Origin of the sequence: Methylomagnum ishizawai (assembly GCF_019670005.1) — a bacterium.
GTDB lineage: Bacteria > Pseudomonadota > Gammaproteobacteria > Methylococcales > Methylococcaceae > Methylomagnum > Methylomagnum ishizawai.
Map to the genome: position 1 here is coordinate 3,325,851 of NZ_AP019783.1, position 25,399 is coordinate 3,351,249.

The window sequence follows — 25,399 nt, forward strand, 5'->3', positions numbered from 1 at the left end:
GGGCTTTTCTTTGCCCCTTTCCTGGGCACCGCTTCACCGCCTACAATCCAACGTACTCCACCATACAAGGCCCAAGCCCATGGAAGCCCCCCTCCGCGAAGTCCAAGCCCACCTGGCCGAATATGTCGCCCGCGCCAAGGCCGGCGAGGAACTGACCATCACCGACAACGGCCTGCCGGTGGCGCGGTTGATGCCCTTGCCCAAAACCCTGGAGCAACTCGAACGGGAAGCCATCGCCCGCCTGGACGCCCAGTCCTGGATCAGGCCCCCGGTCAAAGACGGCAAGGTCAACGGGGGCGAGCCACCCATCCCCTGGAATCCGGGTGAAAAAACCCTGTCCGACCTCGTGCTCGAGGACCGGCCATGATCCTCTATCTGGATACCACGGCCTTCCTCAAGCTCTATATCGCCGCGCAGGAAAGCCCGGCCATGCATGTGGCGAGCGCCTCGGCCCAGGCCATGTACACCCATTCGCTGGCCTACGCCGAAATACGGGCGGGCCTCGCCAAGGCGGTACGCGAAAAATACATCACCGCCACCGCGCTGCCCGGCCTGGTCTCCACCTTCGAGGAGGACTGGGCGCGGATGCGGATCGTGCAGGCTTCCGAAGCCCTGATCCGCCGGGCGGGCGATCTGGCCCAGGGCTTCGGCCTGCGCGGCCACGACAGCATCCACCTCGCCGCCGCCGAGGCGGTGGGCCGGGCCTTGCCGGAGATGGATTACCGGCTCGCCCTGCTCGATGGCAAGCTGGCCGACGCAGCCCGCGGTTTGGGCATGACCGTATTGAACATCCGCTGACCCCGGCGTTTCGCGGATTCCCCAAGCGCCGTCCGTGAATCCGTACCCGGCGGCGGGGCAGGACCGCCCATCCGTGCCACGTCCCCGATCCCCCTGCGCCGGGCGTAGAGTCCATCCCCCATGGAGCCTGGCCGATGCATCGCCAGGAACCCCCGCGCTCCGCCGCCGCCAATATTTGATTGGCGTACCCGTCTGGCCGATCCAGGCGGGAAACCGCCCGCGCCCGCCGAAACCCTGCCCCGCCGCCCTGCTCGCGCCAAATCCCACGCCGATACACGCTAAATCCCGCAAATTCCACTTATAAACGCATGACAAGCGCCGGGAAGTCTTTTATATTGGCGTGGGTTGACGCCAAGCCACACAGCGGTACCGCGGGATTTCCCACGCAACCACCACAACGGCCCTCCGCGCATCAACTTCGCCACCAACAAACAACGACTTGGTTATCCAAGGCGATAACCAGAGGAGAATCGAGAAGATGAAAATTAAGAACCTCACCAAGGTACTGGGCGCTTTCGTGTTGACGGGCATCATGTCGGGCAGCGTCTTCGCCGCCGAAAGCGCCGGCGGCGTAGCCGCGGCTTTCGACGACCTGGTCAAGAACGCCACCGCCGCCGCCGACAGCGCCAAGGCTGGTGACAAGGACGGCTGCCTGAACGGCGCCAAGGCCGCCAAGCAGGACTACAAGCAGCTGACCGGCGCCGCCACCGGCAAGGCGATGCAGGACACCATCACCAAGCTGAGCCAAGGCAAGGACCTGTGCAGCGAAGGCAAGGTCGCCGAGGCCGCCCCCATCCTGGCCGAAGTCGCCGCGACCCTGGCCAAGCTGCGTTCCGAACTGAAGTAAGCGGCACCAGCGGCCCAACCGCGCCAAGGCCGCGCCCACCCCGGTGGGCGCGGCCTTTTTTCTTCGCGCCTCAGTCCATCCGCGCCACCACCGCGGCGGCGAATGCGCTGGTCTTCACCTCGTCGGCCCCCTGCATCTGGCGGGCGAAATCGTAGGTCACGATCTTGTCGGCCACGGTCCGGGCATAGGCCGTTTCCACCAACCGCGCCGCCTCGTCCCAACCCAGGTAGTCCAACAACATCACCCCGCTGAACAGGAGCGATCCGGGATTGGCGACATCCTTGCCCGCGTATTTGGGGGCCGAGCCATGGGTCGCCTCGAACACCGCGACGAAATCGCCGATATTGCCGCCGGGCGCGATGCCCACCCCGCCCACTTCCGCCGCCACCGCGTCGGAGAGGTAATCGCCGTTGAGGTTGGGCGTGGCGATCACGTCGAACTCGGCGGGCCGGAGCAGCATTTGCTGGAACATGATGTCGGCGATGCGGTCCTTGATGACGATCCTGCCCTCCGCCGACGCGCCGTTGCCAACCTCTTCCTCCGTCACCGTGAATTCCCCGAATTCTTCGCGGGCCAGTTCGTAGCCCCACTTGCGGAACGCGCCCTCGGTGTATTTCATGATGTTGCCCTTGTGGACCAGGGTCACGCTGTTGCGGCCCCGTTCGATGGCGTGGCGGATGGCCTTGCGGATCAGGCGCTTGCAGCCGAATTCGCTCATGGGCTTGACCCCGAGGGCGCTGCCTTCCCGAATATTGGCCCCGAGTTCCTGCCGGAGGAAGTTTTCCAGCTTGAGCGCCTGGGGCGAACCCGCCGGATATTCGATCCCGGCGTAAACGTCCTCGGTGTTCTCGCGGAAGATCACCACGTCCACCTGCTCGGGATGCCGCAAGGGCGAAGGCACGCCGGGGAAATGCCGCACCGGCCTGACGCAGGCGTAGAGGTCCAGGGTTTGGCGCAGGGCGACGTTGATGGAGCGCATCCCGCCGCCCACGGGCGTGGTCAGCGGCCCCTTGATGGAGACGGTGAGGTCGGAGAAAGCCTGGATGGCCTCGTCGGGGAAAGGCTCGCCGTAGAGCGCGGCGGCCTTGTCGCCCAGGAACACCTCGCACCATTGGATGGCGCGTCGGCCGCCGTAGGCTTTGGCGACGGCGGCGTTCCAAATTTCGAGGGAGGCGCGGGTGATGTCGGGACCGATGCCGTCGCCCTCGACATAGCCGACGATGGGACGGTCGGGGACGTGCAGCCGGCCCGCGTGGACGCCGATCTTCTCGCCGGACTCGGGCAGGCGGATATGCTGGTAAGCCATGGGGAAACCTCCTGGAAGATAGCCGGGAAACGCGGCCACCGCCCCAGGGCGATTCCGTCCCGCCAGAAGGCGCTGGCCTCGGCGGGTATTATCCTCCTCAGCCGCCCGCTTGGGCGAAATAAGCTTGGATGTACTCGTCGAACGACACCCGGTCGGCGGCTTCGACCCGGCGCTGCTCTTCCCAGGATTCCTCCGCTTGGCGGGCGAAGCGCCGGAGGGTTTCGGCGCTCAAAGGCCGGTCGCGCAGAGTGGCGGCGTGGCGGCGCGATAACCTAAGCGTGTATTCCTCGTAGGACTCGCGGTTGCCGCTCATTTCCTCCAGCAACAGGGCCGACGGGGTTTTGTCGGGATCGGCGATGAGGGCTTCCTTGGCGTCCAGGCAGCGGGCATAGGGCCGCTCGGGATCGTGGCCGTCCAGCGCCTTCGCCACCGCCCGCATCCCGCCGAGAATTTCGTAGGCCCAATCCTTCAGCGGCACCTCGCTCCCGGCCCGGAACAACCGGAAGCCTGGGGTGCGCCCGCAGCAGGCGACGGCGAGGCTGTTGCGGGACGCCTCGGCCTTTTCCGCCGCGCTCAGGAACGGGCTGTCGGCCAGCACGCAGTAGAGCATGAAGATTTCCAGGAAGCGCAGTTCATCCAGGCCGACACCGACCGGGCTACGCCAACCCAGGTCCATGCAGCGGAGTTCCAGATAGCGCACCCCGCGCCGCTTCAAGGCCAGGGTGGGTTTTTCGCCCGAACGCGCCACCTGCTTGGGCCGGACCGAACTGTAATATTCGTTCTCGATTTGCAGGATATTGGCGTTGAGCTGGCGGTATTCGCCATCGACCTTGACGCCGATGCGCTCATACTCGGGATAGGGCTGGCCGATGGCGGCGGTGAGGCTGGCGACATAATCGTCGAGCTTGTCGAAAGAGATATCCAGGCTGGCCTGGCTGTCGTTGCGGTAGCCGATATCGCTCATCCTGAGCGAGGTCGCATAGGGCCGGAACAGCGTCCCCGAATCGAATTCGGGGAAGGCGGCGGCGATCTGTTCCCGCCCGATGAAGAACGACTTGGACACGGCGGGCGAGCTGCCGAACAGATAGATCGGCAGCCACACGGTGCGGTGGACATTGCGCACCGCGCCGAAATAACCATCGGCGATGAACTTGGCTAAAGGATCGGTATTCCCTTCCAGCTTTTGCAGCGCGGGCCACAAATCCTCGTCCACCGAATAATTGAAATGCAGCCCGGCGATGACCTGCATGGCCCGCCCATAGCGATAGGCCAGCCCGCGCCGGTAGACATGCTTCATTTGGCCGATGTTGGAGGTGCCATAGCGGGCGATGGGGATGCTGTCGTCGCCCGCGATGCCACAGGGCATGGAATTCGCCAGCAGGAACTCGTCGCCCAGATGGCGGTAGACGAAGGTATGGAGGTCTTCCAACTGGCCGAGGGCCGTGGCGGCGTCGGGGCTGGGCGGGGTGATCAACTCGATCAGGGCTTCGGAATAATCGGTGGTGATCGAGGGATGGGTCAGGGCCGAGCCGAGCGCCCGGGGGTGCGGGGTCTGGGCCAGGGTGCCGTCGGGGGACATGCGGAGGCTTTCCTTCTCCAGCCCCTTGAGGCCGCTACGCAATAGATGATGTTGTCCGGCCTGGCCGAGTCGGTCCAGCCGGGTTTCGTGGCCTGAATTCACGGGGCGTTGATCCTTGGGTTGGAGGGGGTTGGCGCGGCGGGCGGAATCTTCACCAGCTGAACAACACCCATTGGTTGACGTTGGGGTTCTGCTCGCCGGATTCGAAATTGCGCCGCACATCCATATTGCCGTCGCCGTCCTTGTCCAGCAGATAATAGGCCGGCCCGATGATTGGCTTGACCTTGATCATATACAGCCGGTTGTTGATCCGGTGTTCCTCGACCACCTCGCCGCCTTCCTTCCTGATGACGGTGACATCCGGCTCCATCGGCTGGCCGCTCTGGACCGGGGGCGGGAGGTCGGGGGGATCGGGCAGGAGTTCCGGCGCGTCGTCGGCATGGACGGGCAGCGCGATCCACAACAACAATAGGGCGATAATCCGCAACATGGTAATTCCTTGGCATCCGGGGCTGAATCTACGCCCATGATATTACAGATCGGGGCGTTAAACCCGCCCGCGTCCAAGCCCCTCCGGTCCCAAGCACCCCGCCCATGGCCGGCGAGCCGCCGCCCCCACCCATCCGGTACATGATGAAATTCCTCCCAGAAACCCGTCTCGCCATCGTCGGCGGCGGTCCCGCCGGGCTCATGGCGGCGGAAACCGCCGCGGGCCTCGGGGTGTCCGCCGAACTCTACGACGCCATGCCCTCGGTGGGCCGCAAATTCCTATTGGCCGGCAAAGGCGGCCTGAACCTCACCCACGCCGAACCCTGGGACGCCTTCCTAGGCCGCTACGGCGCGCGCCGGGCCGAGCTCGAACCCCTGCTCGCCGCCTTCGGCCCGGAGGATTTACGGCGCTGGGCGCTGGGTTTGGGCGTCGCAACCTTCGTCGGCAGTTCCGGGCGGGTGTTCCCGGTCGGGATGAAGGCCGCGCCGCTGCTGCGGGCTTGGCTGCACCGCTTGCGCGAGGGCGGCGTGGCGTTCCACATGCGCCACCGCTGGCAAGGTTTCGAGCCGGATGGCGGCTTGCGGTTCGCGACACCGGAAGGGCCGCGCACCGTGCGGGCCGAAGCCACGATCTTGGCCTTGGGCGGCGGCAGTTGGGCGCGGCTGGGTTCGGATGGGGCTTGGGTGCCGCTGTTGGCGCAACGCGGTTTCCGGGTCGCGCCCTTGCGCCCGGCCAATTGCGGTTTCGATGTGGCTTGGAGCGGATATTTCAGCGGACGCCACCAGGGCGCGGCGGTCAAGCCGGTGGTCGTCGCCCACACCGGACCGGACGGCGTGGAACAGCGCCGCCAGGGCGAATTCATCGTCACCGCCACCGGCATCGAAGGTGGCTTGATCTATGCCCTGTCGGCGGCGATCCGGGACACGCTCGCGGCGGGATTCCCGGCGACCTTGTGGCTGGACCTCGCGCCGGGCCGGAGCCTGGAACGGCTGGCGGCGGAACTCTCCCGCCCACGCGGTTCGCTCAGCACGGCGAACTGGCTGAAACAGCGGACCGGGCTGGGCGGCGTCAAAGCCGGGCTGCTGCGGGAAATCCTGCCGCCGGAAACCTTCGCCGACCCCGACCGGCTCGCCGCCGCCATCAAGGCGCTGCCGCTGCGGCCCACGGCCCCACGGCCTTTGGACGAAGCCATCAGCAGCGCGGGCGGCGTGGATTTCGGCGAACTCGACCACCGGCTGATGCTCAAGGCCAGCCCCGGTCTTTTCTGCGCGGGGGAAATGCTGGATTGGGAAGCGCCCACCGGGGGCTATCTACTGACGGCCAGCTTCGCGACCGGCAAGGCCGCAGGCGCGGGGGCCGCCGCTTGGCTGGCGGGGAAATGAATCTGGAAAAACACGAATGGCGGGGGTGGCCGGAATCCGGCCCCTCCCCCGCCCCGTTCGGAGTATCCACCGCCCCAGGTCGAACCCCGGCGGGCTGGAATATCCGGTTGGCTCCGGGTGCTAGATTTGGCTTATGCAGCCAAGCCCAGGCCAAGTATTGGCAGGGTCGCCAAGGCATTAAGCCTTGGGATTATTCGCGCCCGGAAGGCACGTTAACGGCGCGGTAGGCGGAATTGGCGGAATCTTCGGCGATAGCTTTTTGCGCGGTGACATACTTATCATGCTCGCTACCTTTGACCATCATCAAAACGGTCATCACAGCGATAATCACGCCGCCAATGTATAACCAGAAATTATCTTTCTCTTGGTTCTGTTCCATTGTCTCTACCTCGATCTTGAATAGTTATTAACCGACGGTCCCATCGACCGCGTGCAAACATTACAGAACTCGGAAAAGGCGTTTCTTGATCCCGGTCAGTTTTTCGGCATAATCCAGCGGCGGACCCGGCGGTCCGCCGTATCCGGGCCGATTTCCCGCCCCTTCCAACCCCTATTTGGATAACCCGCCCCATGTCCCGACCCTACCGCACCGAACCCCTGCCCATCCCCGGCCCGCCACCCGGCATCCCCTACATCGTCGGCAACGAGGCGGCGGAGCGCTTCAGCTATTACGGCATGAGGGCGGTGCTGGTGGTGTTCATGACCCAATACCTGATGGGCACGGACGGCCAGCCCGCCCCCATGGGCGAGGACGAGGCCAAAGGCTGGTTCCACTTGTTCGTGTCGGCGGCCTATTTCACGCCCTTGTTGGGGGCCTTGCTGGCGGATGGCTGGCTCGGCAAATACCGCACCATCATCGCCCTGTCCCTGGTGTACTGCCTGGGCCATCTGGCCTTGGCGCTGGACGACACCCGCTCGGGGCTGCTGCTCGGGCAAAGCCTGATCGCGCTGGGGGCGGGCGGTATCAAGCCCTGCGTCTCGGCCCATCTCGGCGACCAGTTCGCCGACACCAACCGCCACCGGATGAGCCGCATCTATAGCTGGTTCTATTTCGCCATCAACCTGGGCGCGTTCGCCTCCATGCTGGCGACGCCCTGGCTGTTGCAACACCACGGTCCCCAGGTGGCCTTCGCGGTGCCGGGCCTGTTGATGCTGGCGGCGACGCTGATCTTCTGGGCCGGACGCCATCGCTTCGCCCACATCCCGGCGGGCGGGGCGCGGCGCCTCAAAGCCAGTTTGGACAGAGCCGGACTCCGCGCCCTGGGCCGTTTGAGCATCGTCTATGCCTTCGTGGCGGTGTTTTGGGCGCTGTTCGACCAGACGGGGTCGTCCTGGGTTTTGCAGGCGCGGAACATGGAGCGGGAGATCTGGGGGATCGAAGTGCTGCCCTCGCAGATACAAGCGGCCAATCCCTTGCTCATCATGGTGCTGACGCCCAGCTTCTATTACGGGCTTTACCCCTGGCTGGAAACCCGCGTCCGGGTGACGCCGCTGCGCAAGATCGGGGCGGGGATGTTCCTGGCCGGTCTGGCCTTCGTGCTGGCGGCGTGGCTGCAACAAGGGATCGACGCGGGCGGCAAGCCTTCCATCGCCTGGCAATTGCTGGATTATCTGATCCTCACCTCGGCGGAAGTGATGGTCTCCATCACCTGCCTGGAGTTTTCCTACACCCAAGCGCCCAAGGCGATGAAATCCCTGGTCATGGCCTTCTTCATGATGTCGGTGGCGCTGGGCAATCTGTTCACCGGGGCGGTGAATTTCTTCATCCAGAACCCGGATGGCAGCTCGAAACTGGCCGGGGCGGCCTATTTCTGGTTCTTCGCCGGGCTGATGCTGGGGACGGCGTGTTTGTTCGCGCTGGCGGGCCGCCACTACCGGGAACAGGCGGCGTAGAAGGCCGGAACCGCCGCCGGGCGATAATAATACGGTTATCTCCCCGGCCCGGCCATGATCGACCCAATACCTTTTCCACCCCCCTCATGAAACCCCCTCCCCGGCCTGGCGGGCTTGACTCGGCGCAGCCCAGGGGATACTTTCCCTGTCCTTTTCCACCCCGTTGACCTGATGTCCGCCAAGCCGCCCTTCCGCCCCGGCACCACGCCCAAAATCACCTGCGACGAATGCCGCCTCAGCAAACTCTGCATCCCCAAGGGGCTGACCCAGGAGGAGGTCAATTCCCTGAGCCGGATCGTCCGGCGCAACCGCACCCTGGGCAAGGGCACGGTGCTTTATCAACATGGCGAATGGCACCACGGCATCCTGGCCCTCAAAACCGGGACCGTGAAACTGGTCAGCCTGGACCGCCAGGGCAACGAGTATGTGGTGGATTTCCTACTGCCCGGCGATATACTCGGCTTCGATGGTTTCTCGACCCAGCGCCATACCTGTTCCGCCATCGCCCTGGAAACCGTGAGTTATTGCGAAATACCCGCCCATCAAATCGATATCCTCACCCGCGAAATACCCGGTTTGCTGCAAGTGTTGCTGCAACACTCGGGCAACCAGTTCGAACTCGGGGTGCAGCGCCTGATTTTGAGCCGCCGCTCCGCCGAGGAACGGCTGGCGAGCTTCCTGGCCCACCTCTCCGAACGCTACCGGCAGCGCGGATTCTCGCCCCTGGAATTCAGGTTCAGCATGACCCGGCAGGAAATCGGCAATTATCTGGGACTGGCCCCGGAAACCATCAGCCGTTTGCTGGGTCAATTCGAGGCGGCGGGCCTGGTCGAGGTGCAGAGCAAACTGATCCGCATCCTGGACATGCCGGGCTTGCTATCCTTCTGCGGCCAATGAGCGGCAGGGAATCCGGCCAGAATTGACCGGGGTCAGATTCGGGGCGGTTTTCCCATGACCCGGCTCAGGTCCGGCCTTCGGCGGAAGGCTTATGCTATTTCCCAGGATTTCGATGGGTCCGCGCCCACCGCTGGCAGCGGCGGACGCAATCGGCCCCCTCCGCAGACGACGTGCCTCACTGTTTTTTACCTCAGCGGACTTTCGTAGTTGCTGATTTCGAGCCGTCCCGGCCATTCCATCCGGGGCGGTTTTTTTTAGCTACCACCGGCCAGGGCCGGGACAATACCTTCCTTCCACCCGCCGGTGTATCGCGACCGCCAGGAATGGGTGGTCCCCGTGGAAACCAGCGCCGCGCCAGCGAACCCTACCGCCCGACCAAGGTCTCAACGACTGTTTCCTCCACACCACCGGGTAGGTCCACCATGACGATGAAACACGCGGCGAACGGTTTGTTAGGTCTGGGGCTGGCGATGCTGGCCGCTTATTTCGTGATCGGCCTCAGGGCGGGGGCGGCGTTCGTCCACCATCCTTTCGTGATGCTCGTGGCCGGGGTGGTCCTGGTGCTGGGCGGCTGGGCGGGGCGCTACGTCCTGCCCCGGCTATGATCCGATTCCACACAGCGGGAGAACCCATGCGCCTTCCCATCAAATCCACTTCCTTGGCCGCGATCCTCCTATCGGCCTGCGCGGCTTGCCAAAGCGGCGGCGGCAAACCCGCCACGGCCCAGGCCACCCCCGTCGGCACGCCATGGACCTTGGTCCAACTCGGCGGCGAAACCCTCCGGCCCATGCCCGATGCCCGGCCCATCGGCTTCACCCTGCTCGCCGCGGATAGCCGCGTCCAGGGCGACACCGGCTGCAACCGCATGATGGGCGGCTATACCCTGCGCGGCGACCGGCTCGGTTTCGGCCAGGTCGCCGCCACCCGCATGGCCTGCGCCGATCCCGAGGTATCGCGCCGGGAGATGGGTTTCCTCAAGGCACTGGACGAGACCGCCCGTTGGGAAATCCGGGGCGGCAGCCTGGAATTATTCGACAAACTGGGCAAACCCTTGGCGCGCTTCGAGCCGCCGTCCCCGCGCTGAAAGATGGCGGCGCGGGAATGCTTGATTCCCGCGCCGTCCAAAGCATACAATCACCGCCCTCGACACCCTGCGGGTGTAGTTCAATGGTAGAACTTCGGCTTCCCAAGCCGATAGCGTGGGTTCGATTCCCATCACCCGCTCCAATAATGAAGCAAAAAGGGCTGGCCTCATACGCCAGCCCTTTTTCGTTCCGATCCGCCGCGCCACGGGCAAAAATGGGGCGGCCAACGCCGCCCCATTCCGCTCCAACAATCCAGCCGAACGCTATTATCGCTCCGCCAACAACTTGGCATGGGCCGCCGCCAGCCGGGCAATCGGCACCCGGTGCGGCGAGCAGGACACATAATTCAGCCCGAACTCATGGCAATAGCGGATCGAGGTCGGATGCCCGCCCTGTTCGCCACAGATGCCGACCTTGAGGTCGGGATTGGTCCTACGCCCGAGTTCCACCGTCATTTGCATCAGGACGCCCACGCCCTTCACGTCCAGCACCTCGAACGGGTTGTCCTGCAAGATGCCGCTATCGGTGTAGAGCGGCAGGAACTTGTTCTCGGCATCCTCGCGCGAGAACGAGAACGCCGCCTGGGTCAGGTCGTTGGTGCCGAAGGAGAAGAACTCGGCGATACCCGCCAAATCCCCGGCCCGGCAGCAGGCACGGACGGTCTCCACCATGCTGCCGAACTTAAACTTCAGGGTCAGGCCGTAGCGCTGCTCGATCTCGGCGCGGATTTTGTCCACGCCGACTTTCACCCACTTGAGTTCCTGGGCGGTGATGACCTGGGGCACCATGATTTCGGGGCTCACGTCCACGCCATCCTTCACGCATTCGGCGGCGGCTTCCAAAATGCCGCGGATCTGCATCTCGTAGATTTCGGGATAGGTGATCCCCAGGCGCACGCCGCGATGGCCCAGCATCGGGTTGACTTCGTGCAGTTCCCGCACCTTGCGCAGCATCTGTTCCTTCTTGGAGATGACGCTGTTCACCAAATCCTCGCTCAGGTCGGTGTTCACGGTATGGGTGTGCTGCAAGGCGTTGAGCGCGGCCAGGGCGGCGGCGCGGCCTTTCACCGCGAGGCGGTATTCCTTCAGCCCCTCGATCTCGTCCAGCAATTGCTGTTCGCTGGGCAAGAACTCATGCATGGGCGGGTCCAAGAGGCGCACCGTCACCGGACGCGGGGCGCAAATCTTGAACATGTCGATGAAGTCCTGGCGCTGCATGGGCAGGAGTTTGTCCAGCGACGCCTGCCGCTCCTCGGTGTTGCGGGCCATAATCATCTCGACCACGACCGGCAGGCGCTCGCTGGCATTGAACATGCGCTCGGTACGGCACAGGCCGATGCCCATCGCGCCGTACTCCATCGCCACGGCGGCCATGTCCGGGGTATCGCCATTGGCGAACACCTTGAGCTTGGCTTCTTCGTCGGCCCAGCCCAACAGGGTTTTCAGTTCCTCGGAGAACTTGGGCGGGATGGTGGGGATTTCGCCCAGGTAGACATTGCCGTTGCTGCCGTCGATGGTGATGATATCGCCTTCCCGCAAAGTGAGGTCGCCGACGCGGGCCAGGCGGGAACGGCTATCGACCTGGATGCCCTCGGCCCCGGCCACGCAGGCTTTGCCCATGCCGCGGGCCACCACCGCCGCGTGCGAAGTCTTGCCGCCACGGCTGGTCAGGATGCCTTGCGAGGCGAAGAAGCCATGGATGTCCTCCGGCTTGGTTTCCTCGCGCACCAGGATGACCTTTTCACCACCCCGGCCCAGGAGTTCGGCCTGGTCGGCGTCGAACACGCATTTGCCGCTGGCCGCGCCGGGCGAGGCGGGCAGGCCGGTCGCCAAGGGCTTTTCCTTGTGGCTGGGATTGAGGCGCGGATGCAGCAATTGTTCGAGGTGGCTGGGATTGACCCGCAGCAGGGCTTGTTCCTTGGTGATCAAGCCCTCCCCGAACATCTCCACCGAACTCCGCACCATGCCGGTGGCGTTCATCTTGCCGTTGCGGGTTTGCAGGCAATAGAGGACGCCCTTTTCGATGGTGTATTCGTAGTCCTGGACTTCTTTGTAATGGGCCTCCAGCTTGTTGCGGAGTTCCACCAGTTGCCGGTACAACTCGGGCATTTCCTTGGCCATCTCGGCCACGGGCTTGGGCGTGCGGATGCCGGCCACCACGTCCTCGCCCTGGGCGTTGACCAGATATTCGCCATACATCTCGTTCTCGCCGGTGCCGGGGTTGCGGGTGAAGCCCACGCCGGTGGCGCTGTCGTTGCCCATGTTGCCGAACACCATGGTGACGACGTTGACCGCCGTGCCGTTGGCCATGGCCGGGGTGATGTGGAATTCGCGGCGGTAGTCGATGGCGCGTTTGCCCATCCAGGAATTGAACACGGCCTTGACCGCGATTTCCAACTGCTCGAACACGTTCTCGGGGAAGGGCTTGCCGGTGGCGTCGTGGACCACCCGCAGGAAGCGTTCGCTGATGTCCTGCAAATGTTCGGCGCTGAGGCCGATATCGGCCTTGACCCCGGCGGCGCGTTTCACCTCGTCGAATTCGTGGTCGAACAGATGGTCGTCCACGCCCAGCGCGATCTTGCCGAACAACTGGATGAAGCGGCGGTAGGCATCATAGCCAAAACGCTGGTTGCCGGTCTGTTGGATCAGGCCGCGCAGGGTTTCCTGGTTCAGCCCCAGGTTCAAAATGGTGTCCATCATGCCGGGCATGGACATGGCGGAACCGGAGCGCACCGACACCAGCAACGGGTTGTCCGCCCCGCCGAAGCTTTTGCCGGTCTGTTGTTCCAGATTGCGGATATGTTCGCCGACCTCTTCCAACAGCCCCATCGGCAGGGCTTTTTGGTCCAGGTATTCGAGGCAGGCTTCGGTGGTGATGACGAATCCCGGCGGCACATTCAAGCCGATCTGGGTCATCTCGCATAGATTGGCACCCTTGCCGCCCAACAATGGTTTGTTGTGACCGTCGCCTTCCGCGAAGGCATAGACGTATTTTTTGCTCATGGGCTTGTCTCCTTGTGGTTTGTAGGGGAATCGGGCCGGACACGGCGGTCCGGCGCGGAATTCCTGGGATCGCGCCTATAGGTTGCCGCGTTGTTGTTTCAGCCTGTGGACCTCGGCATGTTCGAGCACCCGGAGTTGCGCCAGGGCCTTGGTCAGTTCCAGCTTGGCCCGGTCGCGTTCGCTGAAGAGGTGGCTGTGCTTGAGGATGCGTTCCGCCTCGCGCCGGGCGGCGAGGGCGGCGTCGCGGTCGATTTCCTCCGAGCGCAACAGGTGGTCGGCCAGCACATGCACGGTGCTGTCCTTCACCTCCATGAAGCCGCCGGAAAGGAAGAAGCTTTGCCGCGCCCCGTCCGGGGTTTGGATTTGGACCACGCCGGGCCGGAGCTGGGCCAGGAATGGCGCGTGGCGCGGCAGGATGCAGACTTCGCCGAGGGCGGCGGGGGCCACCAGCCGGTCGCAAGGACCGGAGTAGATCAAGCGGGCCACGTCGGCGATTTCGACTTGCAGGTGGGTGTGGGGGGCTGGCATGGTTTCAGGCCGGAAGGACGCGCTGGCGCAGGTCGAAACCCGCTTGCCGCAGGGCGAGCAACACCAAGGACACGGCCCCCCCGGCGGAAATATGGTCGGTGTTGATGACCAGGTCGAAGTTCTGGGCGTGTTCCAGCGAGCAATGTTCGAAACTGTCGCCGTAGAGGCTCAGGATCGATTTATGGCGCTTGGTGTTGACCTCGTAGACCTTGCGCTCGGCTTCCAACTGCGGAATGCCCTGCTCCTCGGCCACGCGCTTGGCGCAGACCAGCTTGGAACCGACGATCCGCACCCGGAACACCTTGCGCCCGGACAGGATCAGGTGGGCGCCGCGCCCGACCAGGAGGCAATCCTGCTTGGCGAGTTCCAACACGGTGGCGTAGAGCTGGCGGCGGTAGGTCCGCATCTCGCCCGCCGTACCGGTCAGGAGGCTGTAGAGGAAGGTCGAAACCCCGGCGGACACGGTTTCGTCCTGGGGCTTGAACTTGAAGGCGTCGATCTTGGCCTGCTTCGCCACCCGCTCCAGGATTTCCTGGTCGTAGAGCGGGATCGCGAGGCAGGAGGCCAGTTGCTCGGCGATGGCCTCGCCCCGCGCCCCGTAGTCCCGCGACACGGTGATGAGCAAGGGATCGTGCGGCTGGCCGTTGACATGGCGGGCGTCCTGGGTCCCGAAATCCTTGGCGAGGATGGCCTTGAGGAAGGTGTGGGGGTCTGGGGTGGACATGGGGCTTCCTTGATGGCGGGAACGGTGGTTCCCGGAGTTCCTGGCCCGGACGGTTGTCGATGCGCCCAGGTCCGCGCCGCCCTGGAATGCGCCAGTCCCGCCGGGCCTTGGCTTCCGGGGCCGACGCTTGAATTATGGCAGCTAATCACGAAAAGTCATGGGGGCTGGGCTGTCCGGCCCGCATCAAGTTTCCAGCCTTTACATCCGGCCCACCCGCCGCCCCGCTTCCTCCCGGAATCCGCGTCCCCCGCCCGGAGCATTCCATCTCCGGTGTCATGCCCTTGTCCACATCGGGGTGTTAGGGTAGGTACCGTCATCATCAATCCCTGATTCTGGCGGAGGTGGAACATGTTCGACGAATACGGCTTCCTGGCGGCTTCCATCATACTCCCGGCGGCGCTGATCTTTCTGGTCCATCGGGCGGTGCGGAAACTCCGGGACGCCACAGCGAACCGCCACCCGCCCAGGTTCAACGCTTCCCCTTGAAATGGGCCAAGAGCTTGATCCGTAACGGCACCGTCATCGCCTGGGGCTGGGTGACGGCGATGGTCCAGGTACTGACATGCAGGAAGGTGCCCGTGAGCCTGCCGTTCTTCTGTACCACGGCGGTCATCTGGTTCTTGGCGCTGACGAGCGTGCCCCCCGAGAAACTCACCCCATACAAGCTCCCTTGTTGCAGATATCCGGCGAGCATCGATTCGATCACGGTCTGGGTGGGCGTGCCCTTGATCTTGGCCCCGCTCTGCTTCCACACCCCGGAGAACAGTTGCGTGGCGAACTGGCCGGTGCCGGGGAAGGCCGGGTCCGGGGTGAAGTTCAGGGTATCGGTCTTCGGCAACTGCGGCAGTTGGAACCGGCCCTGCACCGGCTGGCCGAACGCGGAGACCTTCGGCTTGGGCCTGGGCGTATACACCAAGCCCCATGTGCCCGCCACATCGTTCTTGGCACCCGCCGCACCGGCCTGGACCGGCGGCAGCAAGGCCAGCGCCAAGGCCATGAATACCGGGATGAAGCGCTTGGACATGGCGGACTCCTCGTGATTGTTAGTGTTGGAACGATCCGGCGGGAAAGCCGCCCCCCGCCGCGATGCCCCTGAGTGTAGGCCAAAATCCCCGGCCCGGTCCTCAGGTGTTGTCCCGGATGAATTCCTGCAATTTACGCAGGAGTCCCACCGTGGAATACGCCATCACCGCGAACAAAATCCATTCCTGGGGCGACACGCTGCTCGGGTCTTCGTCCAGGACCACGATCCCCGCCACCGACGCCACGATCATCAGCAAATAATTCACCATGCCTCGAACTCCCCATGCAGATTGATCTCGATCACGGGCGTTGTAGACCCGGAAGCCATCGGCTAAATTCCATGCCCCCGCCGATGCCCCGGACCCGCCCATGCTCCCGTTCTTCCGCCGCCTGTTCGCCCGCCCCGCCGCCGGACCGCCACCGCTGGCCGACCCGCTCTGGGCGCCTTTGGCCGAACTGCCGATCCTCGTTGGCCTGGACGCCGCCGAAACCTCGAAGCTCCGCCAACTCGCCGCCCGCTTCCTCGCCGACAAAATCATCGAACCCGCCGGCGGCATGGCGCTGGACGACGGCATCCGCGCCCGCATCGCGGTACTCTGCTGCCTGCCGCTCCTGGGGCTGGATCATGGTTGGTATGCGGGCTGGCGCACCGTGATCGTCTATCCCGGCGCGTTCGTGCGGCCCCGCTCGCAGTTCGACGCTATCGGCGTGATGCATGAATGGGAGGATATCCTCGGCGGCGAAGCCTGGGAACAGGGCCCCTTGGTGCTGTCCTGGGCCGATGTCGAAGCCTCCGGGCTGTGCGAGGGCTACAACGTGGCGATCCACGAAATGGCCCACAAGCTGGACCTGCTCAACGGCCCACCCGATGGCTTCCCGCCCCTGCACCGCGATATGAAACGGCGGGAATGGTCGGCGGTATTTTCCCAAGCCTACCAGGATTTCAACGCCCGGCTGGACGCGGGCGAGGACACCGCCCTCGATCCCTACGCGGCGCAGGAACCGGGCGAGTTCTTCGCCGTCCTCAGCGAATATTTCTTCGAGTGGCCGGAACTGGTCATGCTGGAATACCCGGAGGTCTACCAGCAACTCGCCCGTTTCTACCGGCAAGACCCGGCGGCGCGGCTACCGCCCTATCCCCGCCCCGGCGCGGAACCCGTATTGCCAGCCCCCTGAGGCGGCGTTATCTTCGCACGCCCCCCAAAACACCGGACGCCGCCATGAGAAAATCCCTAGCGCTCCTATCCGCGCTCTGCCTCCCCGCCCTGGCCCAGGCCGGGGGCGAGGTTTACCGCGTGGTGATCGACGGCCACATCCAGGCCATCGCCAGCCTGCGCCTGAACGAAGGCCGGTACCATGGCCGGATTTATTACGACGCCAGCGGCGCGGACGGCCTGGAACTGGCCGGGACGGCGGGCAAGGACGGCTTCGAGTGGAAAGAAAGCCTGTGGACCCGCGCCGACAACGACAGCAAACCCACCGGCACCCTCTCCGGCAAACTGTCCGCCGATGGCAAGACCGGCACCGGCACCTGGAACAGCGCCGACGGCAAAAAATCCCTGACCCTGGCCCTGACCCGCCTGGCCCACATCGAAACCCTGCCCAGCCCGGATAGCAATGTCTGGGTCGATTTCCCCAAATTCGACGATCCGCGCTACGCCAAGCTCAACGGACTCCTGGCGGGCGAGGCCAAACAGAACCTGGCCCAGAACCTCAAATCGGTACAGGACGTGCGGACCGAACTCCAAGGCGCTCCGGGCGGATCCGCCGCCGAGGACCGGCTGTCCGCCACCACCTCCTGCGATGTCGAAAGCGTGCTGCCGAACACGGTCAGCCTGTTGTGTACCGCCTATGAATATTCGGGCGGGGCGCACGGCAATACCGGGCTGGACGCCCGCGACTACGCCATCGGTGCCGACGGCGCGGTCCGCCCGCTCAAGCTGTGGGATGTGCTGCAAAAATCCCCGGCCCATATCAACAAGCTCTCCAGCCTCATCGTCGCCGAACTCAAGCGCCAGAAAGCCTCCTCGGTGGTGGACGGCGGCATCAAGGATTTCACCAAGGAACTCGACAAGGATGAGCTGAGCTTCAGTATCCTGCCGGCCGGGTTGGCCTTCCATTTTTCGCCGTATGCGGTGGCGAGCTATGCCGAGGGCCATTTCCGGGCGGTGATCCCCCACCGGGCGCTGGCGGGGCTTTATCGCCAGGATGGACCGCTGGCTTCGCGCAACGCCAAACCCTGAAGGCCCGCCCATGTCCGAACCCAAAACCATCGCCGCCGCCGACCTCCGCGCACTCAGCGCCACCGCCGCCGCCCTGCCCCGGCTGCGCAAGAACCTCAACCTGCATCCGACCTTGGAAGACCCGGTGCAGCGCCTCTTCAACGCCCTGGCCCCCGGTACCTATGTCCGGCCCCACCGCCACGCCGCGTGGGAACTAATGCTGGCGGTGCGCGGGGCGTTTTCGATCTTGATTTTCGACGATGCGGGACGGGTGGGGGAACGCATCGAGCTTTCCGCGACGCAAGGCGCGCTCGCCCTGGAAATCCCGGCCCAGACTTGGCACGCCGCCGTGGTCATGGTCCCGGATACGGTGATGTTCGAGGTGAAACCCGGCCCTTATCGCGCCGTCGCGGAACAGGATTGCGCGGCCTGGGCACCCGCCGAGGGCGCGGCGGCGGCGGACTTGCTGGAACGGTGGTACCGGACGGCGCGGGCGGGGGAACAAGCACCCGCCTGGTGAAGGGGTTTGCAACATATCCGGGTCCCGGCAAGCCTCCGCCGCGAACCACCCGTCCCGGAGGATTACCCCCGCCCTCCCGCGAACAAACCCAAGCCGCCCGGATAGTCGTAGCCTGGAAACCAGGGATTGCCCTTCGCGCCGGTCTGCCAGCCCAAGACCTCGGCCAGCACCCGCCGGTAATCGGTGATGACGGCGAGATCGACGCCCTCTTCCAATTGCCCGGTCCGCAAACCCGGCCAGGGTCCATAACACCGCCCGCCCGCCACCTTGCCGCCCAACACCGCCATCAAGCCCCCCCGGCCATGGTCGGTGCCCTGGCTCTTGTTGTTGGCGACCACCTGGGCGATTTGGTCGGGGGCCTTGGCGGTGCGGGTCCAGACCTTCGCGATCCGCCCGGCCAGTTCCGGCGGCGCGTTCGGCCCGACGAAGCGGCGGCACAGCTTCCCGGCCAGATGGCGGGCGGTGGCGGGATGGTGGGCGACCAAGTCCAACACCTTGCGGCCACCGTCCAGGGCGGCGGCGAAGGGGGTGAATTCCTGGCCCAGCACCCGCTTTTGATAGCCATCGTGCCAGGTCTCGACATAGGCGAAACGCCCGGTGGCGGGCAGTTTGCGCTGGCCGTCCAAGGCCGTGCCATCCTCGACCGCCCAGCCGGTGAAGGCGCGGGCCGCTTCGTAGACATCCTGGTCGATATAGCCCTCGGGCCGGCCTTCCACGGCACCCGGCACATCGCGCCAACGGTTGTACTTGTCGTTCAGATAGGCGTCGCGGCCCAGGGTATGCAGCTCGAACAGCTCGCGGGCGTAATTCTCGTTGGCGGCCCCGGCGCGGGAAGAACGGTTCGACAGGTAATACAGCATCGCCGTGGCACCGGCCACGGCCTCCAGCGAGACGCGGAAATTGCCCAGGGCGTGCTTGCGAATCACTTCGCGGTCATAGACCGGCAAAGCCACCGCGATTTATAGGGGACCGTAGGCGTTGACATTGAAATGGTCGTGCCAGAACTGGACCAGCACCTCGCGCAGGGGATAGCGGCTATAGATGGCACGGATCAAGGTGGCGGCGACCACCTCGTTGCGGGGCCAGGCCCGTTCGGCGGGATGGAGGGGCTGGGCGTCCAGCAAGGGCCAGAGCGCCCCGATGGGCCGGTCCAGGCTGGCGAGGGGCCGCTGTTCATTGACGGCGGGCCAATGCGCGTCGGCGGGATATTTGATATTGAGCCGGACCTGGGCGAGGCGCTTGAGGACTTCGGGATCGTCGCCCGGCGGCGGGGCCAATTGCGTTTCCAGCCAAGGCCCGAAACCCCGCGCCGCGAACGCCTCCAGATCGGCGGGACCGGGACCATAGCCGAACCGGCCCAACACCAAACGGGCGAATCCGCCGCCCCCGCCTTGCTCCGCCATACCGTGGGACTCCCTTGCCATCCTGTCACCGGCCTCGAATCTAGGACCGATCCGGCCCGGAACCGGGCATGATTATGGACGCGGCCCGAACGCTTGCCCATCCCCCAGACCCGCGCCAACGCAAACGGGGATGGCATCGCAGCGGGCGACACCATCCCCGTCCGGGATTTCCAGGCTTATTCCGCGGCGGGAGCGGGCTTGGCCTCCTCAGCGCCGGGGTCGGCGGTGGCCGGGGCCGGAGCGGGTTCGGCCTCCTCCACGCCGGGGGTGGCGGCTGCCGCGACCGGCGCGGGCTTGGCCTCCTCAACGCCGGGGTCGGTGGTTTCCGCGACCGGCGCGGGTTCGGGCGCTGCGACCGCGGCGACCACCTCGGGTTCGGGGGCGGGCGGTTCGGCGACCTCGGCGGACTCGGGCGTCACAGGCACGGGAACGGCGGCTTCGGAAACGGCGGATTCCGTGGCTGCGGGAACCTCGGGCACTTCGGGCACGGTGGTTTCGCTTTCGACCATCCCGGACGCGGTGGATTCATTGGAATCTTCGGCCACCGTGGGCGTTTCAAGCCCGGCCACCTCGGACGCCTCGACGGCTTCGGCCGGCGCGGGTCCGGGCTCATCCGCCACTTCGGCGACCATAGCGACCGCGGGCGCATCGACAGCCCCAGGCCCGGCGGGCTCGGCCTCATCGGGAACCGCGGCCTCCTCCACCTTGGAAGCGGCTTCCAACATCGTCGGCACTTCCGCCTCGACAACGCCCTCGACCACCGGCGTTCCGGCTTCCGGCGCTTCGGGCACCGCGACCGGCTCGGGAACGACCGCTTCCGCGCCTTGGAACAGGGAAGCCGCGGCTTCCGGTGCCTCCGGGGTTGGCTCCGCCACGACCGTCTCCGCGCCGACATCGGCCAGGGCTTCTTCCACATCCTCCGCCAAATCTTCGCCTTCACCCTCGGTGTCGGCGAAACCCGGCTCGCCGGTTCCGTCAGCCGCGGGCTTGTCGCGCCGCCCTCCCCGCCCACGACGGCGGCTGGATGCCCGGCGCAAAGGATTGCGGCGCACCGGCCGCGACTCGGCCTCGCCCTCCCCGCTGTCGGCGGACTCCGGTTCCACCTCCTCGGCGACCGGCGCTTCGCCTTCCGCCTGGGGCGGGATCGCCCATTCGGGATCGTCTTCCGAACCCGGTGCCGGGGCGAAGGTGAACGTCACCCTGGGCGTCCGTTGGGGACGGGAACCGCGCTCGCGGGGCGCGGCCTCGGGAGCCTCGTCCGGTCCGGCGGCGGGAGCTGGCTCGAAGTCCGGCACCTCCGCCGCGGTTTCGGCGAGGGGCGCGACGGACTCCTCGACGCCTTCCCCGGCGGCGTCCTGGAACGGCTCGGGACCGCGCGGCGCATAGCCATCCCGGCGCTGGCGGCGGCGGCGCGAATTGCCGCGGCGACCGCCTTCGCGGGATTTGCGCTCGCCGTTCTGGGCCTCGTCGAACGGAGGCACGCCTTCCCGGATTTCTTCCTCGGGCTCGGGCGGCTCGGCAAAGGCGGGCGCGGGCGGGGCCGGACGCGGCGGCTTGGGTTCCGGGTAGCGCTGCTGCCGGTATTCGCCCCGTGGCGGCCTGGGTCCACGGGGTTGCGGCGGCATCGGCGCGGGGGGTTGGACCGTGGGTGGAATTTGTGGCGCGGGCGCGGGACTGGGTTCGGCGGCGGCGCGGACTTCCGGTTCCTCCTCGGGCTTGTTGCCGGTGAGGATGGTCCAGAAGCGCTTGATCAAGCCACCGCCGCTGGCGCGCGCCACCGTGTCGACGGTGGGCGCGGGCTGGGTCGGCATGAATTCCTTGACGGCGGGTTCGGTGCCACCATTGCCGCCCTGGGGTTCCCGGCCATACTTGGCGGTTTCGGGTTCGGCGGGCTTGGCGATTTGGTAGCTGGGCCGCTTCTCGACCTCCTCTTCCGGGCCGGAGGTGCGGACGCGCTGAACCTCGTAGGCCGGGGTTTCCAGCTGCTTGCTGGGCACGATGATGATGGAGACGCTATGGCGCTTCTCCACATCCTGCACGCTGGGCCGCTTCTCGTTGAGCAGGTAGGTGGCGGAATCCACCGGCAGATAGGCGATCACCTTGGCGGTGTTCTTCTTCATCGCCTCTTCTTCGATCAGGCGCAGCACGGCGAGCGCCAAGGATTCCACGCTGCGCACCGAACCCTGGCCATGGCAGCGCGGGCAGGTCAAGAGGCTGGATTCGCCCAAGGAAGGCCGCAGGCGCTGGCGCGACATCTCCAACAGGCCGAAGCGGGAAATCCGCCCCAGTTGGATGCGGGCGCGGTCGGCCTTGATGGCGTCGCGCAGGCGGTTCTCGACCGCCCGCTGGTTGCGCGACGCCATCATGTCGATGAAGTCGATCACGAACAGCCCGCCCAGGTCGCGGAGGCGCAATTGGCGGGCGATCTCGTCGGCGGCTTCGAGATTGGTGTTGAGCGCGGTTTCCTCGATATCGCCGCCCTTGGTGGCGCGGGCCGAGTTGATATCGATGGCGGTCAGGGCTTCGGCGTGGTCGATCACGATGGCACCGCCGGACGGCAAGGGCACTTCGCGGGCGTAGGCCAGTTCGATCTGGCTTTCGATCTGGTAGCGGCTGAACAGCGGCACATTGTCGCGGTAGAGCCGGGCCTTCTGGATGAACTGCGGCATCACCTGCTGCAAGAAGCTCTTGACCAGCTTGAAGGTGGGTTCGCTGTCGATGAGGATTTCATCGATATCGCCGCGCAGATGGTCCCGGAGGGCGCGGATGATGACATTGCTTTCCTGGAACACCAGGAAGGGCGCGGTCTTCTCCTTGGACGAGCGCTCGATGGCCTCCCACAGTTGCAGCAGGTAGTTCAAATCCCACTGCAATTCCTCGGCGGATTTGCCGCCGCCCGCCGTGCGCACGATCAGGCCCATGCCCTCGGGGATTTCGAGCTGGCTCATCACCTCGCGCATATCGGAGCGGATATCGCCCTCGATGCGGCGGGAAATGCCGCCCGCCCTGGGGTTGTTGGGCATCAGCACCAGATAGCTGCCCGCGAGGCTGATATAGGCGGTGAGGGCCGCGCCCTTGGTCCCGCGTTCTTCCTTCTCGACCTGGACGATGACCTCCTGGCCTTCGCGGAGCAGGTTCTTGATTTCGCGGCGGGTATAGTCCTCGTCCAGGGAGCCCCCGAGATAATTGGGGGTGATTTCCTTGAAGGGCAGGAAACCGTGGCGCTCCGACCCGAAGTTGACGAAAGCGGCCTCCAGGCTGGGTTCCACGCGGGTGATGATGCCCTTGTAGATATTGGCTTTTTTCTGCTCCTTGGAAGGGACTTCGATATCGAAATCGTAGAGTTTCTGTCCATCCACCAACGCGACCCGGAGTTCCTCGGGCTGCGTGGCATTGATTAGCATTCTTCTCATTCGGCTGTTCCTTTGGCGTCTTCCCGTGAAAGCCGGGCAAGTGGTCTCGCAGCCATTGTTATTTTGGGTCAAGGCTTGACCTTCGATGCGCCCTGGGGGGAGTCTCACCCCCGCCGGGCGGGGCCGCATCCCGCTGGATGCGGGGGGCGTCACTTGCCGGCCTTCCGGGCCGCGTGATGTTCGCTCATCGTGGGTCGAGCGAAAAAACCCTTTACGTCGTACCTGGCCAGGTCCATGGGCAAACACCGCGGCGGCGGAACACCCCACCCGCCCCGGCCGGCACCTGCGCGCCGGGGGAAACCAGCCCAGGAAAACCGTTCACGCGGGAATTCGTAAGCGCCCGCACGCGGCACCGGGCCGTGTGGTGTCCGGTCGGCCACCGAAGGGGGCGGGTATGGAAACGGCGTTGGATGCGTGCCGTGGCGTGAATGGGATGTCTGCCTCCCATAACCGCGGGCGGATCCGCATGGACTGGGATGGATCGGGCTGTAGGGCGGCGGGGATAGCGCCGTTCCGCGATGATGGTTATTCCCTGGCCGATCCCCGTCCCCCACTTTGGGTATCGGGCGGACTGGGCCGGGATCGAATAACAACCATTGGCAACTATAGCAATCCCCGGCGAAAGCATCAATTTAAGCGGCGAAACTGCTATTATGCCGGCCATGAACGCACCACCCACCGGCAGCGCCGTGCTATGGCTCGACGTGGACGCGGAAACCGCGGGCCAACGTATCGACAACTTCCTGTTCACCCGCCTCAAGGGCGTCCCCAAAAGCCACGTCTACCGCATCCTCCGCAGCGGCGAAGTGCGCCGCAACGGCGGGCGGGTCCAGCCCAAGGACCGCTTGGAGGCCGGCGACAAAATCCGCGTGCCGCCGATCCGGCTGGCCGAACGCGAAACCCCGGAAATCCCGGGCCGCGCCCTCCGCAACCGCATCGAAGGCAATATCCTCCACGAAGACGAGGACCTGCTGGTCATCAACAAGCCTTCCGGGCTGGCGGTGCATGGCGGTAGCGGGCTGAGCTTCGGCGTGATCGAGGGCCTTAGGGAAATCCGGCCCGAGGCGCGGTTCCTGGAGCTGGTCCACCGCCTGGACCGCGAGACTTCCGGCTGCCTCCTGATCGCCAAGAAACGCAGCGCCCTGCGCATACTGCACGAGCAATTCCGCGACGACACGGTGAAAAAAGTCTATCTGGCGCTATTGGCCGGTGCCTGGGCACGGACGCGCTGGATCGTCGATGCGCCCTTGCAGAAGAACGTGCTGCAAAGCGGCGAGCGGCTGGTGAAGGTCGCCCGCGACGGCAAGCCCTCCGTGACCGAATTCCGCCGCAAGGAGCGCTACGCCCAAGCCACCTTGGTCGAAGCCCGGCCCATCACCGGACGCACCCACCAAATCCGCGTCCATGCCCAATCGATGGGCCATCCGGTGGCGGGCGACGAGCGCTACGGCGACGGGAACGCCAACCGCGAACTCAAGCAACTGGGCCTCAAGCGGTTGTTCCTGCACTCCGCCGCGACCACCCTGCGCCATCCCCGCACCGGCGCGGTCTTGCAGTTCGAAGCCCCCCTGCCCCCGGAACTCGCCGACTTCCTCAACACCCTAGCCCGATGAAACAACGTTTCGATTTGCTGGTTTTCGATTGGGATGGCACCCTGTTCGATTCCATAGGCTGGATCGTCGAATGCCTACAGTACGCGACCAAGGCCGCGGACCTGCCGGTCCCTTCCGAGCCCTTGGCCAAATCGGTGATCGGACTCAGCATCCAGGCGGCCATGGACGCCCTCTGTCCGGGTTCCACCCAGGCCCAGGTCGACGCCCTGGTCCGGCATTACCGCGAGTATTACCACACCCGCCCGACCACGGTGGACGGGCTGTTCCAGGGCGTGCCCGAGCTGCTGGACGCGCTGCGGGCGCGGGGCTATCGGTTGGCCGTCGCCACCGGCAAGAACCGCAATGGGCTGAACCACGCCCTGGCCGCGACCGGCATGGGCGGCTTGTTCCACGCCACCCGCTGCGCCGACGAAACCGCTTCCAAACCCCATCCCAAGATGCTGTTCCAGCTGATGGACGAACTCGCCATCCCGCCCGGACGCACCCTGATGATCGGCGATTCCCTGCACGACCTGCGCATGGCGGACAACGCCGGCATCGCCGCCATCGCCGTGGGCTGCGGGGCCAACACCCTGGACGAACTGGCGGAACTCAAGCCGCTGCTCTGCCTCGAAACCACACGCGAACTCCTGCCCCTTTTGACCTGAGTCCACCCCCAACCCCGGATGCTTCCG

The 25,399-nt window shown here is 65.5% G+C and carries 23 protein-coding genes, 1 tRNA gene and 2 pseudogenes; 15 read left to right on the plus strand and 11 right to left on the minus strand.

The window, feature by feature from the left end:
* The first annotated feature begins 79 nt into the window (after positions 1 to 79).
* The 3 genes from K5658_RS15130 to K5658_RS15140 all read left to right on the plus strand — a co-directional run bounded on the left by K5658_RS15130 (position 80) and on the right by K5658_RS15140 (position 1,645).
* Positions 80 to 367, plus strand: a complete 288-nt coding sequence (locus tag K5658_RS15130; protein WP_221063943.1) for a type II toxin-antitoxin system Phd/YefM family antitoxin — start codon at positions 80 to 82, stop codon at positions 365 to 367.
* Positions 364 to 798: a type II toxin-antitoxin system VapC family toxin gene (locus K5658_RS15135; RefSeq protein WP_221063944.1), complete on the plus strand. Its 435-nt coding sequence runs from the start codon at positions 364 to 366 to the stop codon at positions 796 to 798. Before K5658_RS15130 ends, K5658_RS15135 begins: the two co-directional genes overlap by 4 nt.
* Positions 799 to 1,276: 478 nt before the next feature.
* Positions 1,277 to 1,645 (plus strand): hypothetical protein, encoded by a 369-nt coding sequence (locus K5658_RS15140; RefSeq protein WP_221063945.1) that lies wholly within the window; start codon positions 1,277 to 1,279, stop codon positions 1,643 to 1,645.
* Between the two features lie 70 nt (positions 1,646 to 1,715).
* On the opposite strand, the gene icd is transcribed toward K5658_RS15140, so the two are convergent.
* From icd to K5658_RS15155, 3 genes are all read right to left on the minus strand, one after another.
* Positions 1,716 to 2,951: an isocitrate dehydrogenase (NADP(+)) gene (icd, locus tag K5658_RS15145; protein ID WP_221063946.1), complete on the minus strand. Its 1,236-nt coding sequence runs from the start codon at positions 2,949 to 2,951 to the stop codon at positions 1,716 to 1,718.
* A 97-nt stretch (positions 2,952 to 3,048) separates the two neighbouring features.
* Entirely contained in the window at positions 3,049 to 4,632 is a 1,584-nt protein-coding gene (gshA, locus tag K5658_RS15150) for a glutamate--cysteine ligase (RefSeq protein WP_246628454.1), read from the minus strand.
* A gap of 49 nt (positions 4,633 to 4,681) precedes the next feature.
* Complete coding sequence (locus tag K5658_RS15155; RefSeq protein ID WP_221063948.1) at positions 4,682 to 5,020, minus strand: DUF2782 domain-containing protein; 339 nt, start codon at positions 5,018 to 5,020, stop codon at positions 4,682 to 4,684.
* 140 nt (positions 5,021 to 5,160) lie between these two features.
* On the opposite strand from K5658_RS15155, the gene K5658_RS15160 reads away from it, so the two are divergent.
* On the plus strand, positions 5,161 to 6,402 hold the full coding sequence (locus K5658_RS15160) for a BaiN/RdsA family NAD(P)/FAD-dependent oxidoreductase (RefSeq protein WP_246628455.1): 1,242 nt from the start codon (positions 5,161 to 5,163) through the stop codon (positions 6,400 to 6,402).
* 190 nt (positions 6,403 to 6,592) lie between these two features.
* Here K5658_RS15160 and K5658_RS15165 read toward each other — a convergent pair whose 3' ends face one another.
* Positions 6,593 to 6,781, minus strand: coding sequence for a hypothetical protein (locus K5658_RS15165; RefSeq protein ID WP_221063949.1), 189 nt, complete (start codon positions 6,779 to 6,781; stop codon positions 6,593 to 6,595).
* A gap of 191 nt (positions 6,782 to 6,972) precedes the next feature.
* Between K5658_RS15165 and K5658_RS15170 the strand changes: the two genes are divergently transcribed.
* The 5 genes from K5658_RS15170 to K5658_RS15190 all read left to right on the plus strand — a co-directional run bounded on the left by K5658_RS15170 (position 6,973) and on the right by K5658_RS15190 (position 10,419).
* Positions 6,973 to 8,295 carry a POT family MFS transporter gene (locus K5658_RS15170; RefSeq protein WP_221063950.1) on the plus strand — a complete coding sequence of 441 codons (1,323 nt, stop codon included), beginning with the start codon at positions 6,973 to 6,975 and terminating at the stop codon, positions 8,293 to 8,295.
* A gap of 171 nt (positions 8,296 to 8,466) precedes the next feature.
* Positions 8,467 to 9,192 carry a helix-turn-helix domain-containing protein gene (locus K5658_RS15175; RefSeq protein ID WP_221063951.1) on the plus strand — a complete coding sequence of 242 codons (726 nt, stop codon included), beginning with the start codon at positions 8,467 to 8,469 and terminating at the stop codon, positions 9,190 to 9,192.
* A gap of 422 nt (positions 9,193 to 9,614) precedes the next feature.
* Positions 9,615 to 9,797: a hypothetical protein gene (locus K5658_RS15180; RefSeq protein ID WP_221063952.1), complete on the plus strand. Its 183-nt coding sequence runs from the start codon at positions 9,615 to 9,617 to the stop codon at positions 9,795 to 9,797.
* 26 nt (positions 9,798 to 9,823) lie between these two features.
* Entirely contained in the window at positions 9,824 to 10,276 is a 453-nt protein-coding gene (locus K5658_RS15185; protein WP_221063953.1) for an META domain-containing protein, read from the plus strand.
* A 69-nt stretch (positions 10,277 to 10,345) separates the two neighbouring features.
* Positions 10,346 to 10,419, plus strand: a tRNA-Gly gene (locus tag K5658_RS15190).
* A 124-nt stretch (positions 10,420 to 10,543) separates the two neighbouring features.
* Here the strand turns inward: K5658_RS15190 and ppdK are convergent.
* The 3 genes from ppdK to K5658_RS15205 all read right to left on the minus strand — a co-directional run bounded on the left by ppdK (position 10,544) and on the right by K5658_RS15205 (position 14,531).
* Positions 10,544 to 13,279 (minus strand): pyruvate, phosphate dikinase, encoded by a 2,736-nt coding sequence (ppdK, locus tag K5658_RS15195; RefSeq protein WP_221063954.1) that lies wholly within the window; start codon positions 13,277 to 13,279, stop codon positions 10,544 to 10,546.
* A gap of 75 nt (positions 13,280 to 13,354) precedes the next feature.
* Positions 13,355 to 13,807 (minus strand): ATP synthase F1 subunit epsilon, encoded by a 453-nt coding sequence (gene atpC / locus K5658_RS15200; protein WP_221063955.1) that lies wholly within the window; start codon positions 13,805 to 13,807, stop codon positions 13,355 to 13,357.
* A 4-nt stretch (positions 13,808 to 13,811) separates the two neighbouring features.
* The gene (locus K5658_RS15205; protein WP_221063956.1) at positions 13,812 to 14,531 is read right to left on the minus strand and encodes a cytidylate kinase-like family protein; all 720 of its coding nucleotides are present in this window, start codon (positions 14,529 to 14,531) and stop codon (positions 13,812 to 13,814) included.
* 348 nt (positions 14,532 to 14,879) lie between these two features.
* Between K5658_RS15205 and K5658_RS15210 the strand changes: the two genes are divergently transcribed.
* Positions 14,880 to 15,017, plus strand: coding sequence for a hypothetical protein (locus K5658_RS15210; RefSeq protein WP_221063957.1), 138 nt, complete (start codon positions 14,880 to 14,882; stop codon positions 15,015 to 15,017).
* Here K5658_RS15210 and K5658_RS15215 read toward each other — a convergent pair.
* Both K5658_RS15215 and K5658_RS15220 read right to left on the minus strand, forming a co-directional pair.
* Positions 15,001 to 15,555, minus strand: a complete 555-nt coding sequence (locus K5658_RS15215; protein WP_221063958.1) for a hypothetical protein — start codon at positions 15,553 to 15,555, stop codon at positions 15,001 to 15,003. The two genes, K5658_RS15210 and K5658_RS15215, sit on opposite strands and share 17 nt — an antisense overlap.
* 100 nt (positions 15,556 to 15,655) lie before the next feature.
* On the minus strand, positions 15,656 to 15,823 hold the full coding sequence (locus K5658_RS15220; protein WP_176225205.1) for a hypothetical protein: 168 nt from the start codon (positions 15,821 to 15,823) through the stop codon (positions 15,656 to 15,658).
* Positions 15,824 to 15,923: 100 nt separating this feature from the next.
* Between K5658_RS15220 and K5658_RS15225 the strand changes: the two genes are divergently transcribed.
* Genes K5658_RS15225 through K5658_RS15235 form a run of 3 tightly spaced genes read left to right on the plus strand, consistent with a single transcriptional unit; the run spans position 15,924 to position 18,296 of the window.
* Complete coding sequence (locus K5658_RS15225) at positions 15,924 to 16,730, plus strand: M90 family metallopeptidase (RefSeq protein ID WP_221063959.1); 807 nt, start codon at positions 15,924 to 15,926, stop codon at positions 16,728 to 16,730.
* Between the two features lie 44 nt (positions 16,731 to 16,774).
* Positions 16,775 to 17,797, plus strand: a complete 1,023-nt coding sequence (locus K5658_RS15230; protein ID WP_221063960.1) for a DUF3298 and DUF4163 domain-containing protein — start codon at positions 16,775 to 16,777, stop codon at positions 17,795 to 17,797.
* A gap of 10 nt (positions 17,798 to 17,807) precedes the next feature.
* Positions 17,808 to 18,296, plus strand: coding sequence for a WbuC family cupin fold metalloprotein (locus K5658_RS15235; protein WP_221063961.1), 489 nt, complete (start codon positions 17,808 to 17,810; stop codon positions 18,294 to 18,296).
* Positions 18,297 to 18,358: 62 nt separating this feature from the next.
* Here the strand turns inward: K5658_RS15235 and K5658_RS23620 are convergent.
* Positions 18,359 to 19,720, minus strand: a pseudogene (locus K5658_RS23620) (DUF1800 family protein).
* 1,637 nt (positions 19,721 to 21,357) lie between these two features.
* Positions 21,358 to 23,112: pseudogene (locus K5658_RS23625) on the minus strand (Rne/Rng family ribonuclease); the annotation flags it as partial.
* 662 nt (positions 23,113 to 23,774) lie between these two features.
* On the opposite strand from K5658_RS23625, the gene rluC reads away from it, so the two are divergent.
* Positions 23,775 to 24,725, plus strand: a complete 951-nt coding sequence (gene rluC, locus K5658_RS15255) for a 23S rRNA pseudouridine(955/2504/2580) synthase RluC (protein WP_221063965.1) — start codon at positions 23,775 to 23,777, stop codon at positions 24,723 to 24,725.
* Positions 24,722 to 25,372 (plus strand): HAD-IIIA family hydrolase, encoded by a 651-nt coding sequence (locus tag K5658_RS15260; RefSeq protein WP_221063966.1) that lies wholly within the window; start codon positions 24,722 to 24,724, stop codon positions 25,370 to 25,372. The genes rluC and K5658_RS15260 overlap by 4 nt, the downstream gene beginning before the upstream one ends.
* The last annotated feature ends 27 nt before the right edge of the window (positions 25,373 to 25,399 follow it).

What these genes read in the sequence shown, in the direction of transcription:
- K5658_RS15130 (WP_221063943.1), top strand. Translation starts at nt 80, where the DNA reads ATGGAAGCCCCCCTCCGCGAAGTCCAAGCCCACCTGGCCGAATATGTC.
- K5658_RS15135 (WP_221063944.1), top strand. Translation starts at nt 364, where the DNA reads ATGATCCTCTATCTGGATACCACGGCCTTCCTCAAGCTCTATATCGCC.
- K5658_RS15140 (WP_221063945.1), top strand. Translation starts at nt 1,277, where the DNA reads ATGAAAATTAAGAACCTCACCAAGGTACTGGGCGCTTTCGTGTTGACG.
- icd (WP_221063946.1), bottom strand. Translation starts at nt 2,951, where the DNA reads ATGGCTTACCAGCATATCCGCCTGCCCGAGTCCGGCGAGAAGATCGGC.
- K5658_RS15155 (WP_221063948.1), bottom strand. Translation starts at nt 5,020, where the DNA reads ATGTTGCGGATTATCGCCCTATTGTTGTTGTGGATCGCGCTGCCCGTC.
- K5658_RS15160 (WP_246628455.1), top strand. Translation starts at nt 5,161, where the DNA reads ATGATGAAATTCCTCCCAGAAACCCGTCTCGCCATCGTCGGCGGCGGT.
- K5658_RS15165 (WP_221063949.1), bottom strand. Translation starts at nt 6,781, where the DNA reads ATGGAACAGAACCAAGAGAAAGATAATTTCTGGTTATACATTGGCGGC.
- K5658_RS15170 (WP_221063950.1), top strand. Translation starts at nt 6,973, where the DNA reads ATGTCCCGACCCTACCGCACCGAACCCCTGCCCATCCCCGGCCCGCCA.
- K5658_RS15175 (WP_221063951.1), top strand. Translation starts at nt 8,467, where the DNA reads ATGTCCGCCAAGCCGCCCTTCCGCCCCGGCACCACGCCCAAAATCACC.
- K5658_RS15180 (WP_221063952.1), top strand. Translation starts at nt 9,615, where the DNA reads ATGACGATGAAACACGCGGCGAACGGTTTGTTAGGTCTGGGGCTGGCG.
- K5658_RS15185 (WP_221063953.1), top strand. Translation starts at nt 9,824, where the DNA reads ATGCGCCTTCCCATCAAATCCACTTCCTTGGCCGCGATCCTCCTATCG.
- ppdK (WP_221063954.1), bottom strand. Translation starts at nt 13,279, where the DNA reads ATGAGCAAAAAATACGTCTATGCCTTCGCGGAAGGCGACGGTCACAAC.
- atpC (WP_221063955.1), bottom strand. Translation starts at nt 13,807, where the DNA reads ATGCCAGCCCCCCACACCCACCTGCAAGTCGAAATCGCCGACGTGGCC.
- K5658_RS15205 (WP_221063956.1), bottom strand. Translation starts at nt 14,531, where the DNA reads ATGTCCACCCCAGACCCCCACACCTTCCTCAAGGCCATCCTCGCCAAG.
- K5658_RS15210 (WP_221063957.1), top strand. Translation starts at nt 14,880, where the DNA reads ATGTTCGACGAATACGGCTTCCTGGCGGCTTCCATCATACTCCCGGCG.
- K5658_RS15215 (WP_221063958.1), bottom strand. Translation starts at nt 15,555, where the DNA reads ATGTCCAAGCGCTTCATCCCGGTATTCATGGCCTTGGCGCTGGCCTTG.
- K5658_RS15220 (WP_176225205.1), bottom strand. Translation starts at nt 15,823, where the DNA reads ATGGTGAATTATTTGCTGATGATCGTGGCGTCGGTGGCGGGGATCGTG.
- K5658_RS15225 (WP_221063959.1), top strand. Translation starts at nt 15,924, where the DNA reads ATGCTCCCGTTCTTCCGCCGCCTGTTCGCCCGCCCCGCCGCCGGACCG.
- K5658_RS15230 (WP_221063960.1), top strand. Translation starts at nt 16,775, where the DNA reads ATGAGAAAATCCCTAGCGCTCCTATCCGCGCTCTGCCTCCCCGCCCTG.
- K5658_RS15235 (WP_221063961.1), top strand. Translation starts at nt 17,808, where the DNA reads ATGTCCGAACCCAAAACCATCGCCGCCGCCGACCTCCGCGCACTCAGC.
- rluC (WP_221063965.1), top strand. Translation starts at nt 23,775, where the DNA reads ATGAACGCACCACCCACCGGCAGCGCCGTGCTATGGCTCGACGTGGAC.
- K5658_RS15260 (WP_221063966.1), top strand. Translation starts at nt 24,722, where the DNA reads ATGAAACAACGTTTCGATTTGCTGGTTTTCGATTGGGATGGCACCCTG.